Origin of the sequence: Lentzea albida (genome assembly GCF_900111005.1) — a bacterium.
GTDB classification, from domain to species: domain Bacteria; phylum Actinomycetota; class Actinomycetes; order Mycobacteriales; family Pseudonocardiaceae; genus Lentzea; species Lentzea albida.
Genome location: NZ_FOFV01000017.1, coordinates 58,116 through 77,280, shown reverse-complemented (window position 1 = coordinate 77,280; position 19,165 = coordinate 58,116). Strand labels below are relative to the sequence as shown.

10 protein-coding genes are annotated in these 19,165 nt (G+C 72.0%); 8 read left to right on the top strand and 2 right to left on the bottom strand.

The window, feature by feature from the left end; translation table 11 throughout:
* Positions 1 to 25 precede the first annotated feature (25 nt).
* The 8 genes from BMY74_RS33830 (at position 26) to BMY74_RS33795 (ending at position 16,146) form a co-directional block, all read left to right on the top strand.
* A complete protein-coding gene (locus BMY74_RS33830; protein ID WP_089922652.1) occupies positions 26 to 8,761 on the top strand; it encodes a type I polyketide synthase in 8,736 nt (2,911 codons plus the stop codon).
* A 7-nt stretch (positions 8,762 to 8,768) separates the two neighbouring features.
* Positions 8,769 to 11,531 (top strand): type I polyketide synthase, encoded by a 2,763-nt coding sequence (locus tag BMY74_RS33825; protein ID WP_089922844.1) that lies wholly within the window; start codon positions 8,769 to 8,771, stop codon positions 11,529 to 11,531.
* Positions 11,532 to 11,637: 106 nt separating this feature from the next.
* Complete coding sequence (locus BMY74_RS33820; protein WP_089922650.1) at positions 11,638 to 12,489, top strand: 3-hydroxyacyl-CoA dehydrogenase family protein; 852 nt, start codon at positions 11,638 to 11,640, stop codon at positions 12,487 to 12,489.
* 43 nt (positions 12,490 to 12,532) lie between these two features.
* Positions 12,533 to 12,784 (top strand): acyl carrier protein, encoded by a 252-nt coding sequence (locus BMY74_RS33815; RefSeq protein WP_089922647.1) that lies wholly within the window; start codon positions 12,533 to 12,535, stop codon positions 12,782 to 12,784.
* Positions 12,785 to 12,795: 11 nt separating this feature from the next.
* The gene (locus BMY74_RS33810) at positions 12,796 to 13,935 is read left to right on the top strand and encodes an acyl-CoA dehydrogenase family protein (RefSeq protein WP_089922842.1); all 1,140 of its coding nucleotides are present in this window, start codon (positions 12,796 to 12,798) and stop codon (positions 13,933 to 13,935) included.
* A complete protein-coding gene (locus tag BMY74_RS33805) occupies positions 13,932 to 14,993 on the top strand; it encodes an HAD-IIIC family phosphatase (protein WP_089922645.1) in 1,062 nt (353 codons plus the stop codon). The genes BMY74_RS33810 and BMY74_RS33805 overlap by 4 nt, the downstream gene beginning before the upstream one ends.
* Positions 14,990 to 15,733: a thioesterase II family protein gene (locus BMY74_RS33800; RefSeq protein WP_089922643.1), complete on the top strand. Its 744-nt coding sequence runs from the start codon at positions 14,990 to 14,992 to the stop codon at positions 15,731 to 15,733. Before BMY74_RS33805 ends, BMY74_RS33800 begins: the two co-directional genes overlap by 4 nt.
* A gap of 164 nt (positions 15,734 to 15,897) precedes the next feature.
* Positions 15,898 to 16,146, top strand: a complete 249-nt coding sequence (locus tag BMY74_RS33795; protein ID WP_089922640.1) for a DUF5988 family protein — start codon at positions 15,898 to 15,900, stop codon at positions 16,144 to 16,146.
* Positions 16,147 to 16,298: 152 nt separating this feature from the next.
* On the opposite strand, the gene BMY74_RS33790 is transcribed toward BMY74_RS33795, so the two are convergent.
* Positions 16,299 to 16,868 carry a carboxymuconolactone decarboxylase family protein gene (locus tag BMY74_RS33790; protein ID WP_089922638.1) on the bottom strand — a complete coding sequence of 190 codons (570 nt, stop codon included), beginning with the start codon at positions 16,866 to 16,868 and terminating at the stop codon, positions 16,299 to 16,301.
* Between the two features lie 743 nt (positions 16,869 to 17,611).
* Positions 17,612 to 19,024 (bottom strand): class I adenylate-forming enzyme family protein, encoded by a 1,413-nt coding sequence (locus BMY74_RS33785; RefSeq protein ID WP_089922636.1) that lies wholly within the window; start codon positions 19,022 to 19,024, stop codon positions 17,612 to 17,614.
* Positions 19,025 to 19,165 lie beyond the last annotated feature (141 nt).

Sequence of the window (19,165 nt, the reverse complement as noted above, 5' to 3'; positions counted from 1 at the left end):
CCGGCCGTCATAGGAGCCATGACCGATGCCCACCGAAGAGCAGTACGTCGACTACCTCAAGCGAATGGCGACTGACCTGCGGGAAAGCCGTCGGCTGCTGCGGGAGTCCGAGGAACGCCAGGCCGAGCCGATCGCGATCGTCGCGATGAGCTGCCGCTACCCCGGCGAGATCCGCTCCCCGCAACAGCTGTGGGACCTCGTCAGCAGCGGGGGAGACGCCGTCTCGCCGTTCCCCACCAACCGCGGCTGGGACCTCGAGGGCCTCTACGACCCGGACCCGGATCGGCCGGGCACGAGCTACGTCCGCGAGGGCGGGTTCCTGCACGACGCGGGGGAGTTCGACGCCGAGCTGTTCGGCATCTCGCCGCGCGAGGCCGAGGCGACCGACCCGCAGCAGCGGCTGCTGCTGGAGACCGCGTGGGAGGCCGTCGAGAGCGCGGGCATCGACCCGACCTCGCTCGTGGGCAGCGCGACCGGTGTCTTCGCGGGCGTCACGTACACCGACTACGCCTCGCGGCTGAACGCGGTGCCGGACGAGTACGAGGGCTACCTCGCCACCGGAACCCTGGGCAGCGTGGTGTCCGGCCGGATCTCCTACGCGCTGGGCCTGCAGGGGCCGTCGGTCTCGATCGACACGGCCTGCTCGTCGTCGCTGGTGGCGATGCACCTGGCCGCCCACTCGCTGCGGACGGGGGAGTCCACCCTCGCCCTGGCGGGCGGTGTGACGGTCATGTCGGGCCCCGGCCCGTTCGTCGAGTTCTCCCGCCAGCGCGGGCTCGCCGCGAACGGCCGCTGCAAGCCGTTCGCCGACGGCGCCGACGGCACGAACTGGGCCGAGGGCGTCGGCGTGCTGGTGCTGGAGCGGTTGTCCGACGCCCGCCGCCACGGCCACCCGGTGCTCGCGGTCATCCGCGGCAGCGCGGTCAACTCCGACGGCGCGTCCCACGGCCTGACCGCCCCGAACGGCCCGTCGCAGCAGCGGGTGATCCGCCAGGCGCTGGCCGCCGCGCGGCTGTCCACTTCGGACGTGGACGCGGTCGAGGCGCACGGCACCGGCACCAAGCTCGGCGACCCCATCGAGGCGCAGGCGCTGCTGGCCACCTACGGCCAGAACCGCACCGAGCCGCTGTGGATCGGGTCGGTCAAGTCCAACATCGGGCACACGCAGTGCGCCGCGGGCGTCGCCGGCGTCATCAAGATGGTCGAGGCGATGAGGCACGGCGTCCTGCCGGCGAGCCTGCACGTCGACCGGCCGTCCGACCACGTCGACTGGGAGGCCGGAGCCGTCTCGCTGCTCGCCGAGCAGCGGCCGTGGCCGGAGACGGACAGGCCGCGCCGCGCGGGCGTCTCGTCGTTCGGCATCAGCGGCACCAACGCCCACGTCATCCTGGAGCAGGCGCCGGAAGAGCTGTTGCCGCCGCGGGAGGTCCAGGCCCCGGCCGCGGTGCCCTACGTCCTGTCGGGAGCGTCTCCGGCCGCCGTCCGCGCCCAGGCCGCCGCGCTGCTGACCGGGATCGCCCACGAACCCGTGGACGTCGCCCTGTCCCTGGCCACCACCCGTGCTGCGATGGACCACCGCGCGGTCGTCGTCGGCGCCGGCCCCGGGGAGCTGGCCGCCGGACTGCGCGCGGTGGCCGACGGCGGCGCCGGGACGATCACGGGGTTCGCCACCACCGGGAAGCTGGCCGTGCTGTTCAGCGGCCAGGGGTCGCAGCGCCTCGGCATGGGCCGCGAGCTGCACGGCGCCTTCCCCGTCTTCGCCACCGCGTTCGACGAGGCCTGCGAGCACCTGCCGGGTGTGCGCGACGTCGTGTTCGGCGCCGACGCCGAGCGGCTGAACCGCACCGAGTTCGCCCAGCCCGCGCTGTTCGCCTTCGAGGTGGCGCTGTTCCGCCTGATCACCTCGTGGGGCGTCGTCCCCGACCTCCTCGCCGGCCACTCGATCGGCGAGTTCGCCGCCGCCCACGTCGCCGGTGTGCTGTCCCTGCAGGACGCGGCACGGCTGGTGCTGGCCCGCGGCCGGCTGATGCAGGCGCTGCCGGCCGGTGGCGCGATGGTGGCCGTCGAGGCGACCGAGGACGAGGTCCGTCCCCACCTCGGCGACGACGTGTGCCTGGCCGCGGTCAACGGACCCCGCGCGGTCGTCCTGTCCGGCGCCGAGAAGGCCGTTCTCGCGGTGGCCGAGCGGTTCGCCGACCGCCGCACCACGCAGCTGAAGGTCTCGCACGCCTTCCACTCCAGCCTGATGGACCCGATGCTCGCGGAGTTCGCGGAGATCGCCCGCGCGATCACCTACGCCGAGCCCGCCATCCCGGTCGTCTCCACGCTCACCGGGCGGCTCGCCGACCGGCTGACCGACCCCGGCTACTGGGTCGAGCACGCCCGCGAGGCGGTCCGGTTCGCCGACGCCCTCGACACCCTGCACCAGCGCGGCGCGACCGCGTTCCTCGAACTGGGACCGGACGCCCCGCTGACCGCCATGGGCGGCGCCGCGCTCGGGGACGGCCCCGTGTTCGCCGCCGCCCAGCGCAAGGACCGCGACCCGGTCGAGGTGCTCGTCCGCGCGCTCGCCTCGTTGCACGTCAACGGGATCAGCGTCGACTGGGCCGCCTACCTCGGCGGCACCGGTGCCCGCACCGTCTCCCTGCCCACGTACCCGTTCCAGCGCAAGCACTACTGGCTCGAGGACGCCGCCGACGGCACGGCCGGCACCGGTGGCGAGGACGCGCGGTTCTGGTCGGTCGTGGCGGGCGGCGACGCCGAGGAGCTGGCCGCCGAGCTGGAGCTGCCGAACGCACAGGTGCCCCTCGGAGACGTCCTCCCGGCTCTGGCGCGCTGGCACGCCTCCCGGGCGAGCGAGTCCGAAGTGGACGCTCTGGGGTACCGCGTGGAGTGGAAGCCGTTCACGCCGAACAACGCGGTGGCGTCCGGACGCTGGCTGCTGGTGTCCTCGCCGCGGTCCGCCGACTGGACCGAGGCCGCCACGGCGGCACTGCGCGGAGCCGACGTCGAACGCGTGGTGCTCACCGCACCCGACCGGGCCTCCGTGGCCGCCGCGTTGGACGGTGTCCAGGCGTTCGACGGTGTGCTTTCCCTTGTCGCACTGGACGAGCACGAGGACGACGGGCTGTCCTTCGGTGCCGAAGCGACCCTGTCGCTGGTGCAGGAGCTGGCGGCCCGCGAGGTCACCGCTCCGTTGTGGACGCTGACCCGGCAGGCGGTGGCCACCGGCCCGCACGAGGCACCCGCCTCCGCGGTCCAGTCCCAGCTCTGGGGCTTCGGCAGGGCCGCCGCACTGGAACACCCGCGCCTGTGGGGTGGACTGGTCGACGTCCCGGCCGAGCCGTCCGACCGCGTCAGCGCGCTTCTCGGCGCCGTGGTCACGGGACCTCGCGGCGAGGACCAGGTCGCGATCCGCGCGGCGGGCGCGTTCGGCCGTCGCCTCACCCACGCGGGCAACGCCGAACCGGCGCGCCCCTGGAAGCCGCGCGGCACCGTTCTCGTGACCGGCGGTACCGGCGGCCTCGGCGGGGTCGTCGCCCGCTGGCTCGTCGAGGCGGGCGCGGACCACGTGGTCCTGGTCTCCCGCTCCGGTGAGAACGCTCCCGGCGCGCAGTCCCTGCGCGAGGAACTGGGCACCAAGGTGACCATCGCCGCCTGCGACGTCGCCGACCGCGCCGCGTTCCAGGAGGTCGTCGACGCGGTCCGCGACGACCTGCGCGCCGTGTTCCACCTCGCCGGCGTCCTCGAGATCGGGCAGATCGAGACGGTCGACCGGGCGTCCTACACCGGCGCGCTGCGTCCCAAGGTCGCCGGAACGCGGAACCTCGAGGAGCTCACCGCCGGGCTCGACCTGGACGCCTTCGTGCTGTTCTCGTCGATCGCCGCCTCCGTCGGCAACCCCGCGCAGAGCGTGTACGGCGCCGCGAACGCCCACCTGGAGGCCGTCGCCCAGCAGCGCCGGTCCCGCGGCCTGCCCGCCACCTCGGTGGCCTGGGGCCGCTGGGGTGAGGTCGGCATGGGCGTCACCGGACAGGCCGACGAGCTGCTCGGCGACCTCGGCGTGCCGACCATGGCACCGGAGCTGGGGGTGGCCGCGCTGCGGCGCGCGCTCGGCCGCGAGGAGGTCTCGCTCACGGTGGCGGCGTTCGAGTGGGCGAAGTTCGCGCCCCCGTTCGCGGCACTGCGCCCGAGCCCCCTGCTCGCCGACCTGCCCGAGGTCCTGGCGATCGCCGAGGCCGACGCGCGGCGTGCCGAGGAGGGCGCCGAGGTCACCACCGCGTGGCGGACCCGGCTCGCGGGCATGCCCCAGGCCGAGCGCGAACGCGTGCTGCAGCACCTCGTGGTCTCCCACACCTCCGCCGTGCTGGGCCACGAGGACGAGGTCAGCGCCCAGCAGCTGTTCACCAAGCTGGGCATCGACTCGCTCACCGCGGTCGAGCTGCGCGGCCGCCTCAACGCCGAGACCGGCCTCGCGCTGCCGCCCACCGTCGTCTTCGACCACCCGAGCCCGGCCGCCCTCGTCGCGCACCTGCTCGCCGAGCTCGGCCCGCAGGAGCAGCCGTCGACGGCGAAGGCCGTCGTGCGCGCGAACACCCCGCAGGGCCAGGAGATCGCCGTGACCGGCATGTCCTGCCGCTTCGCGGGCGGCAGCGACACGGTCGACGAGTACTGGCAGAACCTGCTGGAGGGCAAGGACCTCGTCAGCCTCGCGCCGGAGAACCGGTGGATCGCCGCCGACTACCTCGACCTCGACCGCACCGCGCCGGGCAAGGCCTACACGCAGCACGGCGCCTTCGTCACCGACATCGCGGGCTGGGACGCCGCGTTCTTCGGGCTCTCGCCGCAGGAGGCGCGCCGCACCGACCCCAGCTTCCGGCTGCTGATGGAACTGGTCTGGGAGGCGCTCGAGGACTCCTCGCTGACGGCAGAGGAACTGCGCGGCAGCCGCACCGGAGTGTTCGCCGGCCTGATCGACACCATCCAGTACAGCATGAGGCAGCTGGAGGTCGACGGCGCCGAGGCCGGGGACGACCCGTACTTCGGCCTGGGCAGCTCGCTGTCCGCGGCCGCCGGCCGGATCGCGCACCAGCTCGACCTGCGCGGCCCGTGCATCACCATCGACACCGCGTGCTCCTCCGCGCTCAGCGCCATGCACCTGGCCGTGCAGAGCCTGCGCCGCGGCGAGTGCGACATCGCGATCGTCGGCGCCTCCTCCACGATGATCAACCCGGAGGTGTTCGTCCAGTCCTGCAAAATGAGCATGCTCGCCGCCGACGGCCGCACGAAGACCTTCGACGAGTCCGCCGACGGCTACGTCATCGGTGAGGGCGGCGGCGTGGTCGTCCTGCGCCGCGTCCAGGACGTCGCACCGGGGCAGCGCGTCCGCGCGCTGATCCGCGGCACGGCGACCAACCAGGACGGTCGCAGCAACGGCCTCACCGCGCCCAACCGGGCCGCGCAGATCGCGGTCATCCGCGCCGCCCACGCCGACGCGGGCGTGCGGACGGACGACATCGGCTACGTCGAGGCGCACGGCTCCGGCACGCAGCTCGGCGACGCCATCGAGTTCACCGCGCTGCAGGAGGTCTTCGGCGAGCGTTCCGCGCCGGAACCGCTGTACGTGGGCGCGGTCAAGTCCAACGTCGGCCACACGCTGGCCGCCGCCGGCATGGCCGGCCTGGTCAAGACCGTGCTCGCCCTGGAACACGGCGAGCTGCCGGCCAACCTGAACATGACGAACCCCAACTCGGTCGTCACCCTGGACGGGCCCGTCCGGCCCGTGCAGGCCGTGCGGCCGTTCCCCGCGGATGCCGACGGCGTGCTGCGGGCGGGTGTCAGCTCGTTCGGCTGGTCCGGGTCGAACGTCCACTTCGTACTGGAGCAGGCGCCGCAGGGCCCGGTGTCCCGTGCGGGGGCGCCCTGGCAACTGCTCACGCTGTCCGGGCACAGCGAGTCCAGCCTGCGCGCGAACGCGGCGGCGCTGGCCGACCACCTGGAGGCACACCCGGAACTGGAACTGGCCGACGTCGCGCACACCACGCAGTCCGGCCGCAGCGCGCTTCCGGTGCGGTCCGCTCTGCCGGTGCGCGACATCGCCGACGCCATCGCGTCGCTGCGGGCCGGGGTCACCGGTGCGGTGGTCGAGGACAAGCGCCGCTTCGGTCTCGTCCTCCCCGCGACCCTCGGCGACCTGCGCGGCACCGCGGAGGAGCTCTACCGCACCGAACCGGCGTTCAGCACCGCGATCGACGAGTGCGCCGGGCTGCTCCACGGGCGGGCGGACCTGCTGGGCGCGCTGCACGGCGAGGCGGAGGCCGACGAGCGGTCCGTCGTGTTCGCGGTCGAGTACGGCCTGACCCGGTTGCTCGAGGCGTGGAACCTCGTTCCCGCCGTGGTGCTGGGCTCCGGGGTCGGCGAGTGCGTCGCCGCGGTCGTCAGCGGGATGCTCTCCCCGGCCGACGGTCTCGCGCTGGCCCTGGACGGGACCGTCCCGGCCACGGCCACCGAGCCCGCGGTCACCGTCGTGTCCTCGCGCACCGGAGCCGTGCTGACCGCGGCCGAGGTGACGGACGCCGCCCACTGGGCGGACGGGTCCGACCGGACCGAGGACGGTCTGCTGGTCCTGGGCCGGCACGCGGAGGTGCTCGTCGAGCTGGGCCCGAACGCCGCGGGCGGACCCCGGACCTCGCTGGAACCGAACCGCCGGTCGTGGCTCGCCGCGCTCGGTGCGCTGTGGGAGCAGGGCGTGCCGGTCGACTGGGCGAGCGGTGCCGCCGCGGAACGCGTGTTCGTGACGCTGCCCGCATACCGGTTCCAGCGCACCCGCTACTGGCCGGAGTCCGCCGCTCCCATCGCGGCCACCGGTCCGGCGACCCCCGAGATGCCGTCGTACGACGGCCTGAAGGCCAACGTGCCCACGTGGCGGCGTGACAACAGCCGTCCGGCGCCCGCCACCGCGGGACCTCTGGTGCTCATCGCCGCTCCCGGCGAGTTCGCCGACAGGTTCACCGCGCTGGCAACGGAAGCAGGGCACGACGTCGTCCTCGCGTCCACCGGGCCGCTGGACCAGGAGGCCTACCGCGCCCTGCTGGCGGGCACCGCCGGCGAGCCGGTGCGGATCGTGCACGCCCGCGGCCTGACCGAGACCGGTCAGGAGAGCGGCTTCTACGACCTGATGCGACTCGGCAAGGCCATCGGCACGGAGTGCGCAAACCGCCGCGTCGAGCTGATCACGCTGGCCGCCACCGGGTTCGAAGTCCTCGACGGTGACGCGAAGAACCCGCACGCCGCGACCATCGCGGCCATCACCAGCGCCATCGCCGCGGAGTACCCGCTGGTCCGGTCGCAGTACGCCGACCTCGGACCCGACGGTGACCACGCCCGCCAGGCGCTGCGCGAGCTCGACGGGCTCGCGGCGTCCACTTCGGACACCGCGGACGGCGTCGCGGTGGGCGCGTGGCGGCACGGCCGCCGCTGGATCCGCGCCTTCGAGGTGGTCGCGCTGCCGGAGGTCGACGACGCGCAGGCGTGGCGGCCGGGCGGCGTCTACCTCATCACCGGCGGTCTGGGCGAGCTCGGCCTGGCACTGGCACGACGCCTGGCCCCGCTCGGCACCAGGCTCGCGCTGGCCGGCCGCAAGGGCCTGCCGCCCGAGGACACCTGGGACGCCTGGATCGCGGAGAAGGGCGTCAACGACAAGACCAGCGGCGTGCTGATGGCCGTGCGGGAACTGCGCGCCCTGGGCGCCGAGGTGTTCGTCGCCCAGGCCGACGTCAGCGTTCCCGACCAGGTCGCCTCGCTGGTGCGGGACGTCCGCGCGCACTTCGGTGAGCTGCACGGCGTCGTGCACGCGGCCGGTGTCGCGGGCGGAGGCCTGTTGCAGACCAAGACCGAGGAGCAGGCGGCCGCGGTGCTCGCGCCGAAGGTGGCGGGCACGCTGGCCCTGGCCGAGGCGTTGCGCTCCGACCCGGTGGAACTGCTGGTGCTCTACTCGTCCGTGGCGAGCCTGACCGTCGGCGTCGGCGCCACCGACTACGCGGCGGCCAACGCGTTCCTCGACTCCTTCGCGGTCGTGGAGGCCAACACCGGCGGGGTCGCCAAGCGCGTCGTCTCGGTGGCGTGGGGCCCGTGGCAGCTCGACCCGTGGACGACGGCCGGCCTTGCTGGATCGGCGGAGATGCAGGACAGCTCCAAGCGGTTCCGCGAGGAGTTCGGCATCCCCACCGAGGAGGGGACCGAACTGCTGTCCCGCATCGTGGCCTCGGGCGAGACCAACGTGGCGGTGCTGCCGCTGGAGGTCTCCGAGGCCATGGCGGCGCTGGCCCAGCTCGACTCCCTCGAAGCCCTGGTGGGCGGCGCGGGCGTCGACCTGACCGACGGCAAGCGCTACCCGCGTCCGGAGCTGCGCACCCCCTACGTCGCTCCGAGCACGCCGGCGGAGCGGCAGGTGGCCGAGATCTGGCAGGCCTGCCTGGGGCTCGAGCAGGCGGGCGTGCACGACAAGTTCTTCGACCTCGGCGGCACCTCGCTGATCGGCCTGGTCGTGATCGGCCGCATCGCCAAGGAACTCGGCGTCGAGCTGGCCCCGGCGACGCTGTTCGAGAAGCCGACCATCGCCGAGTTCGCGACCCTGCTCGCCCAGCCGGAGGCGGTGTCGCCGGACCTCGCGGACGTGGCGGGGGACGCCTCCGCCCGCGGTGAGCGCCGCCGTGCCCGCGCCGGGAACCTGCGCAGGCGCCAGACCGGAACCCGAAGGTGAGGACCCAGTGACCACGCGAGAACGCGACACGAGCCACGACATCGCGATCGTGGGCATGGCCGGGAACTTCCCCGGCGCTCCTGACATCGGCACGTTCTGGGCCGACCTGTGCGCGGGGCGGGACGGGATCACGAGGATGAGCCCGGCCGAGCTGCTCGCGGCCGGCGTGCCGCAGGAGCTGGTGGACGATCCCGCGTTCGTCGCCGCGTCGGGCCTGCTGTCCGATGTGGACCGCTTCGACGCGGAGCTCTTCGGCCTCAGCGCGCGTGACGCCGCGGTGGCCGACCCGCAGCACCGCCTGTTCCTGGAGTGCTCCTGGCACGCACTCGAGGACGCGGGCATCGACCCCGGCCGCTTCGACGGCCTGGTCGGGGTGTTCGCGGGCGGCGCGCCGAGCACCTACCTGCTGTCCAACCTGCTGCAGAACGACGAGGCCGTGCTCACCCACGGGCCCGACCACCTAGTCCTGCAGAACGAGAAGGACCTGCTGCCGTCACGGGTGTCCTACGCGCTCGACCTCACCGGTCCGTCGGTGAGCGTGCAGAGCTGCAGCTCGACCGCGCTCGCCGCGGTCGCCGCCGGGTGCGGCAGCCTGCTCGCCGGCGAGTCGGACGTGGTCGTCGCGGGGGCGGTGTCGGTGATCGTCCCGCAGCACCCCGGCTACCTCTACCACGAGGGCGGCGAGTTCTCCCCGGACGGCGTCAGCCGCGTCCTCGCCGCCGACGCCAACGGCAAGATCCCCGGTGACGGCCTCGGCGTGGTCGTGCTGCGCAGGCTCGAGGACGCGCAGGCCGACGGCGACCGGATCTACGCGGTCATCCGCGGCTGGGCGACGCTGCACGAGGGCCGCCACGGCCGCCAGGGGTTCGGCGTGCCCGGTGTGCCGGGCCAGACCGCCGTGATGGCCGAGGCGATGGCCGTCGCGGGCGTCGACCCCGCCGAGATCGACCACGTCGAGGTGACCGCGATGGGCACGCCCTTCGGTGACGCCGTGGAGGTCATGGCGCTGCAGGAGGTCTTCGGCGTCGACGGCGTCGAGCGGGTCACGCTCGGCTCGACCGACGGCAACCTCGGCCACATCAACCAGGCCGGTGGGATCGCCCGCCTGATCAAGGCGGCTCTCGCGCTGCACCACGAGAAGCTGCCGCCCGCCGTGCACTTCACCGAACCGAACTCGCGGCTGTCCTCCGCCGGCGACAGGCTCCAGGTCGTCACGGAGCTGACCGACTGGCCGCGGGGCGAACGCCCGCGCCTGGCCGGCGTCAACGCGCACGGCTACGGCGGCGCGGACGTGCACGTGATCATCGAGGAGGCACCGGCCGAGGACGCCGAACGCCCGCCCGCGCGTCCGCACCAGCTGCTGGTCTGGTCGGCTCTCACGGCCGAGGCCGCGGACGCCGCGACCACGAGGCTGGCCGAGGACGCCGCTCGGTGGACGAACCCCGCGGACGCCGCCTACACGCTGCAGTGCGGCCGCAAGGCGTTCGGGGACAGGCGGATGACCGTCGTCTCGTCGAGCGCCGACGCCGTGCAGGCGCTGACCTCCCCGGCCCGCGTCCTCGCCGAAACCGGTGTGGGCACCCGACGAGCGGGTTTCCTGCTCGCCGGGGTGGGGGAGCAGTACGACGGCATGGCCGGCGGCCTGTACGCCTCCGAACCGGTGTTCCGCGCGGCGATCGACGAGTGCGCCGCGCTGTTCCGCGAGCACCTCGGCTTCGACCCGGTCGCCCGCCTCGTCGGCGCCAGGACGGCCGGTGGAGGCGGTCTGGCCGCCCTGCTCGGTCGCGCTCCGGAGGCCGACGCCGCCGGTGGCGGGCCCGCGGACACGGTCGTCGTCCAGCCCGGCGTCTTCGCGGTCGACTACGCGCTGGGCAGGCTCATGACCGCCTGGGGCGTCGAGCCCTCGGTCCTCGCCGGGTACAGCGTCGGCGAGTTCGCCACGGCGGCGCTCGCGGGCGCTCTGACGCTGCAGGAGGCCACCGCCCTGGTCGCCACGAGGGCGAAGCTGATCTCGCGGCTGCCGGCCGGGTCGATGGCCGCCGTGCCGCTGTCGGAGAGCGAACTGACCGCGCTGGTCGGTGACCTCGGGGTCTTCGGCCTCGACGTCGCCGCCGTGAACGGTCCCCGCATGATCGTCGTGTCGGGTGCGCCCGAGGGCGTCGTCCAGCTCACCGAGAAGCTCGCCGCCGAGGGGGTGCCCGCCCGGTCGCTGCGGACCACGCACGCGTTCCACTCGCGTTCGCTGCGGCCCGTGGCGGCGGAGCTCACCGCGTGGGCGCGGCTGAACCTCAGTCCCCGCGCTCCCGAGACGCCGTACCTGTCCAACGTCACCGGGCTGCCGATCACCGAGAAGCAGCTGAAGGACCCCGGCTACTGGGCCGAGCACATGTGCCGCCCGGTGCAGTTCGCCACCATGATCGCCCACCTGGCCGCGGAACGGCCGGACACCGCGTTCGTCGAACTCGGTGCGGGGCAGTCGATGGGCGCGATGTTCCGCGGGCACCCGGACTTCCCCCAGAAGTCGTGGTCCCTCCTCGTGTCCACCCTCCCCGGTGAGGCGGATCCCCGGCAGGACACCGAGTCGGTGACCGACGCGCTCGGCAGGCTCTGGCTGTCCGGTGTGGACGTCGACTGGAGCGCCTACCAGTCCGGGCGCGGAGCGAGGAAGACGACCCTGCCCGGGTACGCCTTCCAGCGCGAGCGCCACTGGATCGAGCCGACCGCCCCGGGGTCCGGAACCGAGGTTCCGAGGGGCACGCGAGCGCGCTGACCGCACGCCGCACAGCCGAACCGGCTCCGCGCCCTCCTGCGCGCGGAGCCGGCCGCGGCCGACCCGATTTCCCTTTCCCCATGAGCAGTGCAGCCGAGGAGTAGCGATGACGAACGTTGGAGTTGTCGGCGCCGGAGTGATGGGCACCGGTGTCGCACAGGACCTGGCCCACCACGGGCACACCGTGGTCCTGGTGGACAACAACCCGGACGCGCTGGACGAGGCGCTCGCCCGGATCGAGCTGGAGTGCCGGATGAGCCGGATGCTCGGCGGCCCCGCGATCGACGCCGAGGCGGTGCTGGCGCTGATCACCGCCACCACCTCGCTCGAGCTGCTCGCCGAGACCGAGGTGGTGATCGAGAACATCACCGAGAACTGGGACCTCAAGAGCGCGCTGTACGCGCAGCTCGACGTCGTCTGCAAGGCGGACACCGTCTTCGTGGCGAACACGTCGGCGATCCCGATCACCAAGCTCGCCGCCCTGACCTCGCGCCCGGACAAGGTGATGGGCGTGCACTTCATGAACCCGGTGCCGATGAAGGCCGCGTGCGAGTTCATCCCCGGCTACCACACCAGTGACCAGACCAAGGACGTCGTGCGCACGCTGCTCGACTCGATCGGCAAGAAGTCGATCCCGGTCAACGACGCCCCGGGGTTCGTGTCCAACCGCGTGCTCATGCTGACCGTCAACGAGGCGGCCTTCCTGGTGCACGAGGGCGTCGCCGACGCGAAGACCGTCGACGAGGTGTTCCGCAGCTGCTTCGGCCACCCGATGGGACCGCTGGAGACGGCCGACCTCATCGGCGTCGACACCATCCTGCACAGCGTCGAGGTGCTCTACGAGCAGTTCAACGACAGCAAGTACCGCCCCTGCCCGCTGCTCAAGAAGATGACCGACGCCGGCCTGCACGGACGCAAGAGCGGCAAGGGTTTCTACGCCTACCAGAGCATGGGCTGATCTCGCCCCCGTTCACGAAGTTCCAGCCGAGAAAGGTCCAGAAATGTCGAATGACGCCCGCACTGAGATCCGTTCCTTCATCACGACCAAGTTCCCGGACGTGACGTTCTCCGACGAGGAGGACATCTTCGCGCTCGGCTTTGTGAACTCGCTGTTCGCGATGGAGCTGGTGATGTTCATCGAGAAGGCGTTCGGCACGCGCATCCCGAACGAGGAGCTCCACCTGGGCAACTTCCGTTCCGTGGAGCTGATGGCCGACCTGGTGCGGCGCCAGTCGGCCGCGACCGTCGGCTGACCGCGATGGCGATGACAGCGCAGACGCGGCGCGCGCCGGCGGACCTCGCCGAGGTCGTCCGGTTCGTCGACCAGGAGATCGCGCCGCACGCCAACGCCTTCGAGAAGGCGGAGCGGATCCCGCGGGAGGTCCTGTCGCGGGTCGCCGAACTCGGCCTGTGGGCGCCGTTCCTGCCCTCGGAGTCCGGTGGCGCGGACATGGACATGGTCTCGCTCGGCCGCGTGCACGAGGAGGTCGGGCGGGGCTGTTCCTCCCTGCGCAGCCTCCTGACCGTGCACTCGATGGTGAGCGCGTCGGTGCACCGCTGGGGAGATCAGGCGCAGCAGGAGAAGTGGCTGCGGGCGTTCGCCGCCGGCGAGAAGCTCGGCGCGTTTTGCCTCACCGAACCCGACCACAGCGGCAGCGACTCCACCGCGGAGGGCACCACGGCGGTGCGCGACCAGGACGGGTGGATCCTCGACGGCCGCAAGAAGTGGATCACCGGCGGCCAGGTCGCGGACGTCCTCATGGTGTTCGCGACGACGGACAGCGGCATGAGCACCTTCCTGGTCGAGGCCGACCGGCCGGGCGTGCGGGTCACCCCACTGCCGCACGTCATGGGCACGACGGCGAGCATGCTCGCCGAGATCGAGTTCACCGGCGTGCGCCTGGAACCGTCCGCCCTGCTCGGCCCGCCGGGCTGGGCAGCGGGCACGGTGATGACCAACGCCCTGAACCTCGGCCGCTACAGCGTGGCCTGCGGTTCGCTCGGCATCATCCGGGCCGCGCTCGAGGCGTGCGCGGCGTACACGTCGGTCCGGACGGCCGCCGGCGTTCCGCTGCGGGACCTCCCGCACGTGCGCCAGATGATGAGCGGCATGGTGACGGCCCGCGACGCGGCGAGGCTGTTGTGCCAGAGGGCGGGCGCGCTCAGCGACGAGGGCGACCCGGCGACGATCATGGCGACGTGGGTGGCGAAGTACCACGCCTCGAAAGCGGCCGCGCAGGCCGCGAGCGACGCGGTGCAGATCCACGGTGCCAACGGTTTCAGCCCCGACCACCAGGTCGCGCGGCTGTACCGGGACAGCAAGGTCATGGAGGTCATCGAGGGCAGCACCCAGGTGCAGGAGCTGACGATCGCGGCCGAGGCATATCGAGAGGTGGCGCAGTGACGCAGACGGACGTCGTCGCTTCGGTCAAGCCGAAGCGCGGCCGCATCAAGTGCGTGGTGTGGGACCTGGACAACACCCTGTGGGACGGCACGCTCCTCGAGGACGCCTCGGTGCGCGTGCGCCCCGAGGTGGTGGAGGAGATCAAGCGCCTCGACGCCCTCGGCGTCCTGCACTCGGTGGCCAGCCGCAACGACCACGACGCCGCCATGGCGCGGCTGAAGGCGGAAGGACTCGACGAGTACTTCCTGTACCCGCAGATCAACTGGAACCCCAAGTCCCAGTCGGTCGAGCGGATCGCCAAGGAGATCAACATCGGGCTGGACGCGATCGCGTTCGTCGACGACCAGCCGTTCGAGCTGGAGGAGGTGGCACACGCGCTGCCGGCGGTGAAGACCGTCGACACCGCGCGGATCGCCGAGGAGCTCGCCTCCGAGGAGTTCCAGCCGAGGTTCGTCACCGACGAGTCCCGCGTGCGCCGCGACCTCTACCGCGCGGCCGCGGTGCGCGACCAGGCCGAGCTCGACTACACGGGCACCAACGAGGCGTTCCTGTCCACATTGGACATGGTGTTCACGATCAGCCGCGCCAAGCAGGAGGACCTGCAGCGCGCGGAGGAGCTGACCGTCCGCACCAACCAGCTGAACTCGACGGGCCGCACGTACTCCTACGACGAGCTCGACGCGCTGCGCTCCTCGCCCGACCACCTGCTGCTGGTCGCGTCGCTGACCGACAAGTACGGCGGCTACGGCAAGATCGGGCTCGCGCTCGTGGAGCGCGGGCAGCCCGCCTGGCACCTCCGGATGATGCTGATGTCGTGCCGGGTCATGGCCCGTGGCGTCGGGACGGTGCTGCTCAACCACGTGATGCGGCTGGCCAAGGAGGACGGTGCCCGGTTGCGGGCCGACTTCGTCGAGACCGGGCGGAACCGGGTCATGTACGTGACCTACGCGTTCGCGGGCTTCAGCGAGATCGAGCGCGACGACAACCGCCTGGTGCTGGAGTCGGCCCTCGAGCAGATCCAGCCGCCTCCCGCGTACCTGGAGGTGAACGTCGAATGACCACCGCGAGCACCACCCACCCCTGGCTGCCGTACGGGGTCACGAGCACCGGCACCCGGCTGTTCTGCTTCCCGCACGCGGGAGCGAGCGCCGCGGTGTACGCCGGCTGGCGTGCCGTCGGCGGCGACGACCCGGTGATCTGCCCGGTGCAGCTCCCCGGCCGCGCGGCGCGGGGGAGGGAGGTCCCGCACCACGACCCGGAAGCGCTGGCCGACGACGTGCTCGACGGCCTGGGTCGTGAGTTCACCGGCGACTACGCCCTGTTCGGGCACAGCGTCGGGGCCCTCACCGCGTACCTGGTCGCCCGGCGGATCGTCGAGCGCGGCGGGCCGCCGCCCCGGCACCTGTTCGTGTCCGGCAGGGCAGCACCGCAACTGCCGAACACGCGCAGGGAACTGCGCGCACTGCCCACCGACGACCTCGTCGAAGAACTGCGCGCGCTCGGTGGCCTGCCGGACCTCCTGCTGCGGGAGCGCTCCCTGCTGGAGTCGTTCCTGCCCCTGCTCCGCGCGGACCTGGCGGTGAACGAGACCTACCGGCACGTCCCCGGACCGCCGCTGCCGATCCCCCTGACGGTGTTCGGCGGGGTCGACGACCCCCGTGCCGACCCGGTCGAACTGGCCGCGTGGCAGGAGCTCTCCACGGATTCGGCGCTGGTCACCTATCCCGGTGGCCACTTCTACCTGGAAGACCGCGTGGCGGAGATGATGCAGGTCGTCCGCCGGAGGATGGCCGGCTGAACCGCCGGCCCGGTTCCCCCAGCCCAGTTCCACCTCCGCCGAGGACTCGGTCGCTGTCGCGTGCGCCGACGACGTCGCCCGGCCGATCGAGACCTCCGGTTCCGGCAAGCAGCAGTGAGGAACGTGCCAGACACCGATCACGACCCGTAGCGAAGGGATCCACCATGACCGAAGGCGTGCAGACCACCAGCGTGAACGGCAGCGGTGTCGGCCTCCTGGTCGACGCCGTGCTGCAGGGCGGCCCCGCCGACCTGCCCGCGGAGACCAGGGCACAGCGGGTGCACCGCGAGGAGCGCAAGCTCAAGATCCCGCACTACGGCGGGCACGAGCACTTCGAACGGGACGGATCCGCGCTCGACGGGTCCGCCGAGCTGGTGTTCCACTGGACCGGACGTACCCGCGTCGCCGAATGAAGCGGATCGCCGGTCGTCGCCCGGCGCCACGGGCCGCGCCGGCCTGAGGTCCCGTCGGTGACGGCGTGCGCACCACGCGAGGTGCCGTCACCGACGCGGGCACGACCGGCCTGCCGCTGAACGTCCCGTGTTCTCGTCCGGGACGCGCGGCCTCAGAGGCCGACCAGCTCCCGTGCGTTCCACGAGTGCGGCAGCGCCGCGTCCTCCAGCGGCGGACGCGCGATGTTGGCGATGTAGTTCGTCATCGCCGAGATGGCCACCCCGGTGATGACCTCGAGCACCTGCTCGCTCGTGAAGCCCGCCGCCTGGAAGGCCGCGAGCTCCACCTCGTCCACCTGTCCGCGGAGCTCGATCACCGACTGCGTGAACGCCGACAGCGCGGCCAGCCGGTGGTTCCTCGGCAGCATGCCCTGGCGGATCGCCTCCACCACGGACGGCTCGACACCTTCGGTGAGAGCCTGCAGGGTGTAGAAGGCGACCGCCCACTCGCTGCGGTTCGCGACCGCGTTGGACAGCAGCAGGACCTGGCGCTCGTCCGCGGTGAAGGTCCCCTCGTCCTGGAAGTGGCCGAACGCGGACAGGAACGTGTTGATCAGCGCGGGGGAGTCCACCATCAGGCCAACGGCCGCCGGTACGAACCCGCACGCGCTGCGCAGGTCTTCGAGCCTTGCTTTCGCGGGTTCGATTCCGGTCTCCGCGTCCCGGACCTGACGACTGATCATGTTCGAATCTCCCGAGTTCCGTGGCAGGGTGGTTTCGAGGACGCCGATCTGATGGGCGCCGGCGGCGTTCCGCGGCTCGCAGGGAAACGAGGCCGCGTTCAATTCAGACCGGTGGTCGCGGCGCAACCGCCTGGGCCGTGCGGGCTTCTCACGGCGGAGATCGCCGGTTCTCGCTCACCTTCTGATGAAACACCCGTGAAACGTGACAACCGGAACCCCGGCCTCGCCGGATCCTGCCCGAGTCGCGCCCGGTTCCTGGCTCATGACGCCCGCTCTGCTCCGGAAGGAGCATCCTGGCGAGGGCAAACCGGCTTCGGCGCACGCCCGAACGGGCCACATGCAACTTTGGTTTCGGCCGAAACGGGCAGGGCGCGGCACAGCACATCGCTGTCCGTTTCGAGGGGATCCGGCACGTGCGCACTTCGGGCAGCACCATGCGTCGTCGAGGGAGAATTCTCTGCTACCTGCGACGGAACACGCCGAGGCCAGGCGGTGGGAACCGCGGCCTCGGCGTTCTTCGGGCAATTCCTCGATTGGTCGTAAAGTTCTGAACGGAAAGCGGGCCCGCTTCAGATGACGGGGCACGGGGATGGCTTCACCTCGATGCCCCTGCGCACTTCCGGTCCCGTGTTGAGTGGAGCCGTCCACCTTTTTCTGGCACACCGGTGCGGTGCGGGCGCGCATTTCCGATTCGCTCGGCGAACGAGCTTCCACCGGCCGGCCCGCGGACTGCGGCCGCAGCCCTACGCACCTTCCGACAGCGCCCGCCGTTCCAGCTCCTTGCGGTCCGGCTTGCCGTTGCGGTTCAACGGGAACCGGTCGACCACGCTCACCCGGTTGGGCTGCTCGTACTTCGGCAGGACGCCGTTGATGAGCTCGCGCCAGCGGGCCGGGTCGCCGTTCTGCTCGTCCTCGACGTAGAACACCAGCGTCGAACCGCGCCGGTCGCACGGCAACGCCACGATCATGGTGGTGCAGCCGTGTTCGGCGAGCGTGCGTTCGATGATCTCCGGGTGCAGCGTGTACCCGTTGCGGTGCACGGCCGTCTTGCGGCCGGCGATGAACAGGTTGCCGTCGGCGTCGAGGTGGCCGAAGTCGTTGGTGGCGTACCAGTCCCGGTCGACCGGCGTCACCGTGCCGTCCGGGCCGAGGTAGCCCTCCATGAGGTCCGGGTCGAGCACCTCGATCTCCCCGATCTCACCCGCGGGGAGCTCCTCGCCGTCTTCCCCGCGGATGCGCACCGAGATGCCCTCGACCGGGCGTCCGGTGCCGACCGGGTTGTCCGGCGTCGCGAACGCGACGTTGCCCATCTCGGTGCTGCCGTAGGAGTCGAGCAGCGGCAGGCCGTACACCTCGACCGCCCGCCTGGACAGAGCCGGGTCGAGCGGTGCGGCGCCACTGCACAGCATGCGGACCTCGCCGAAGAGGCCGACGGCCGCCCTGCGCCTGTCCACGATGTTCAGGATGCTCTTGTAGGTGGCGGGCGTCGCGTCGACCACGGTCGTCCCCGCCATCCCGGCGAGCTGCAGCGCGCGGTCCAGCCTGCGGTACGGGGCGATGACCAGCGAGCACCGCACGAGCCACGCGATGAGGATCATCGAGATCCCGTACTGGTGGTTGAACGGCAGCAACGGGAGCAGGACGTCGTCGGACCGGTGCCCGACGAGGTCCGCGTTGCGCCGCAGGTTCTTCAGGAACCGGCCGCCGTTCTTGACCACGCCCTTCGGTTCGCCGGTCGAGCCGGAGGACCACATGATGATGCTGTCCGGCAGCTCGCACCACGCCGAGAAGTCGAGCGCCGGGTCGGCCGGCTCACGGCCGCACGCGCCGACCGCCAGCTCGTAGCAGTGAACGGTCTCCTGTTCCTTCGAAATGGGGGCGTCGTCGTCGACGATGACCATTTTCACCGAAGAAAGAGCGCAGGCCTGTGCCGTGTCGTCGGCCTTCTGCTGGTGGTCGACCAGCACCACCGATGCGCCCACGTGCATCAGCGCGAAAAGCGTGCTGAGGTAGGAAACGGAATTGTCGACCTTCAGCAGCACGCGGTCGCCGAGGCCGAGCCCCAGGTCACGCAGCACGTCAGCGGCGCAAAGGGCGCGCTGCTCGAGCTCCTCAAAAGTGAAAGTGACATCCGGGGCGAACAATTTTGCCGACATCGGAACAACCCCTCCCGAACGACTATTGCGAAACAGGGTATTTCACGAAACCCCACTTCACGCCCACTGTCCGGTAATCGCAGGAGTGTGCTGCGAATTCCTGGACGGCGGGTGTCGCGGAAGGATTGGAGGTGGTCCTCG

Coding starts and splice junctions, on each gene's coding strand:
- BMY74_RS33830 (WP_089922652.1), top strand. CDS start 26: ATGCCCACCGAAGAGCAGTACGTCGACTACCTCAAGCGAATGGCGACT.
- BMY74_RS33820 (WP_089922650.1), top strand. CDS start 11,638: ATGACGAACGTTGGAGTTGTCGGCGCCGGAGTGATGGGCACCGGTGTC.
- BMY74_RS33815 (WP_089922647.1), top strand. CDS start 12,533: ATGTCGAATGACGCCCGCACTGAGATCCGTTCCTTCATCACGACCAAG.
- BMY74_RS33810 (WP_089922842.1), top strand. CDS start 12,796: ATGACAGCGCAGACGCGGCGCGCGCCGGCGGACCTCGCCGAGGTCGTC.
- BMY74_RS33800 (WP_089922643.1), top strand. CDS start 14,990: ATGACCACCGCGAGCACCACCCACCCCTGGCTGCCGTACGGGGTCACG.
- BMY74_RS33795 (WP_089922640.1), top strand. CDS start 15,898: ATGACCGAAGGCGTGCAGACCACCAGCGTGAACGGCAGCGGTGTCGGC.
- BMY74_RS33790 (WP_089922638.1), bottom strand. CDS start 16,868: ATGATCAGTCGTCAGGTCCGGGACGCGGAGACCGGAATCGAACCCGCG.
- BMY74_RS33785 (WP_089922636.1), bottom strand. CDS start 19,024: ATGTCGGCAAAATTGTTCGCCCCGGATGTCACTTTCACTTTTGAGGAG.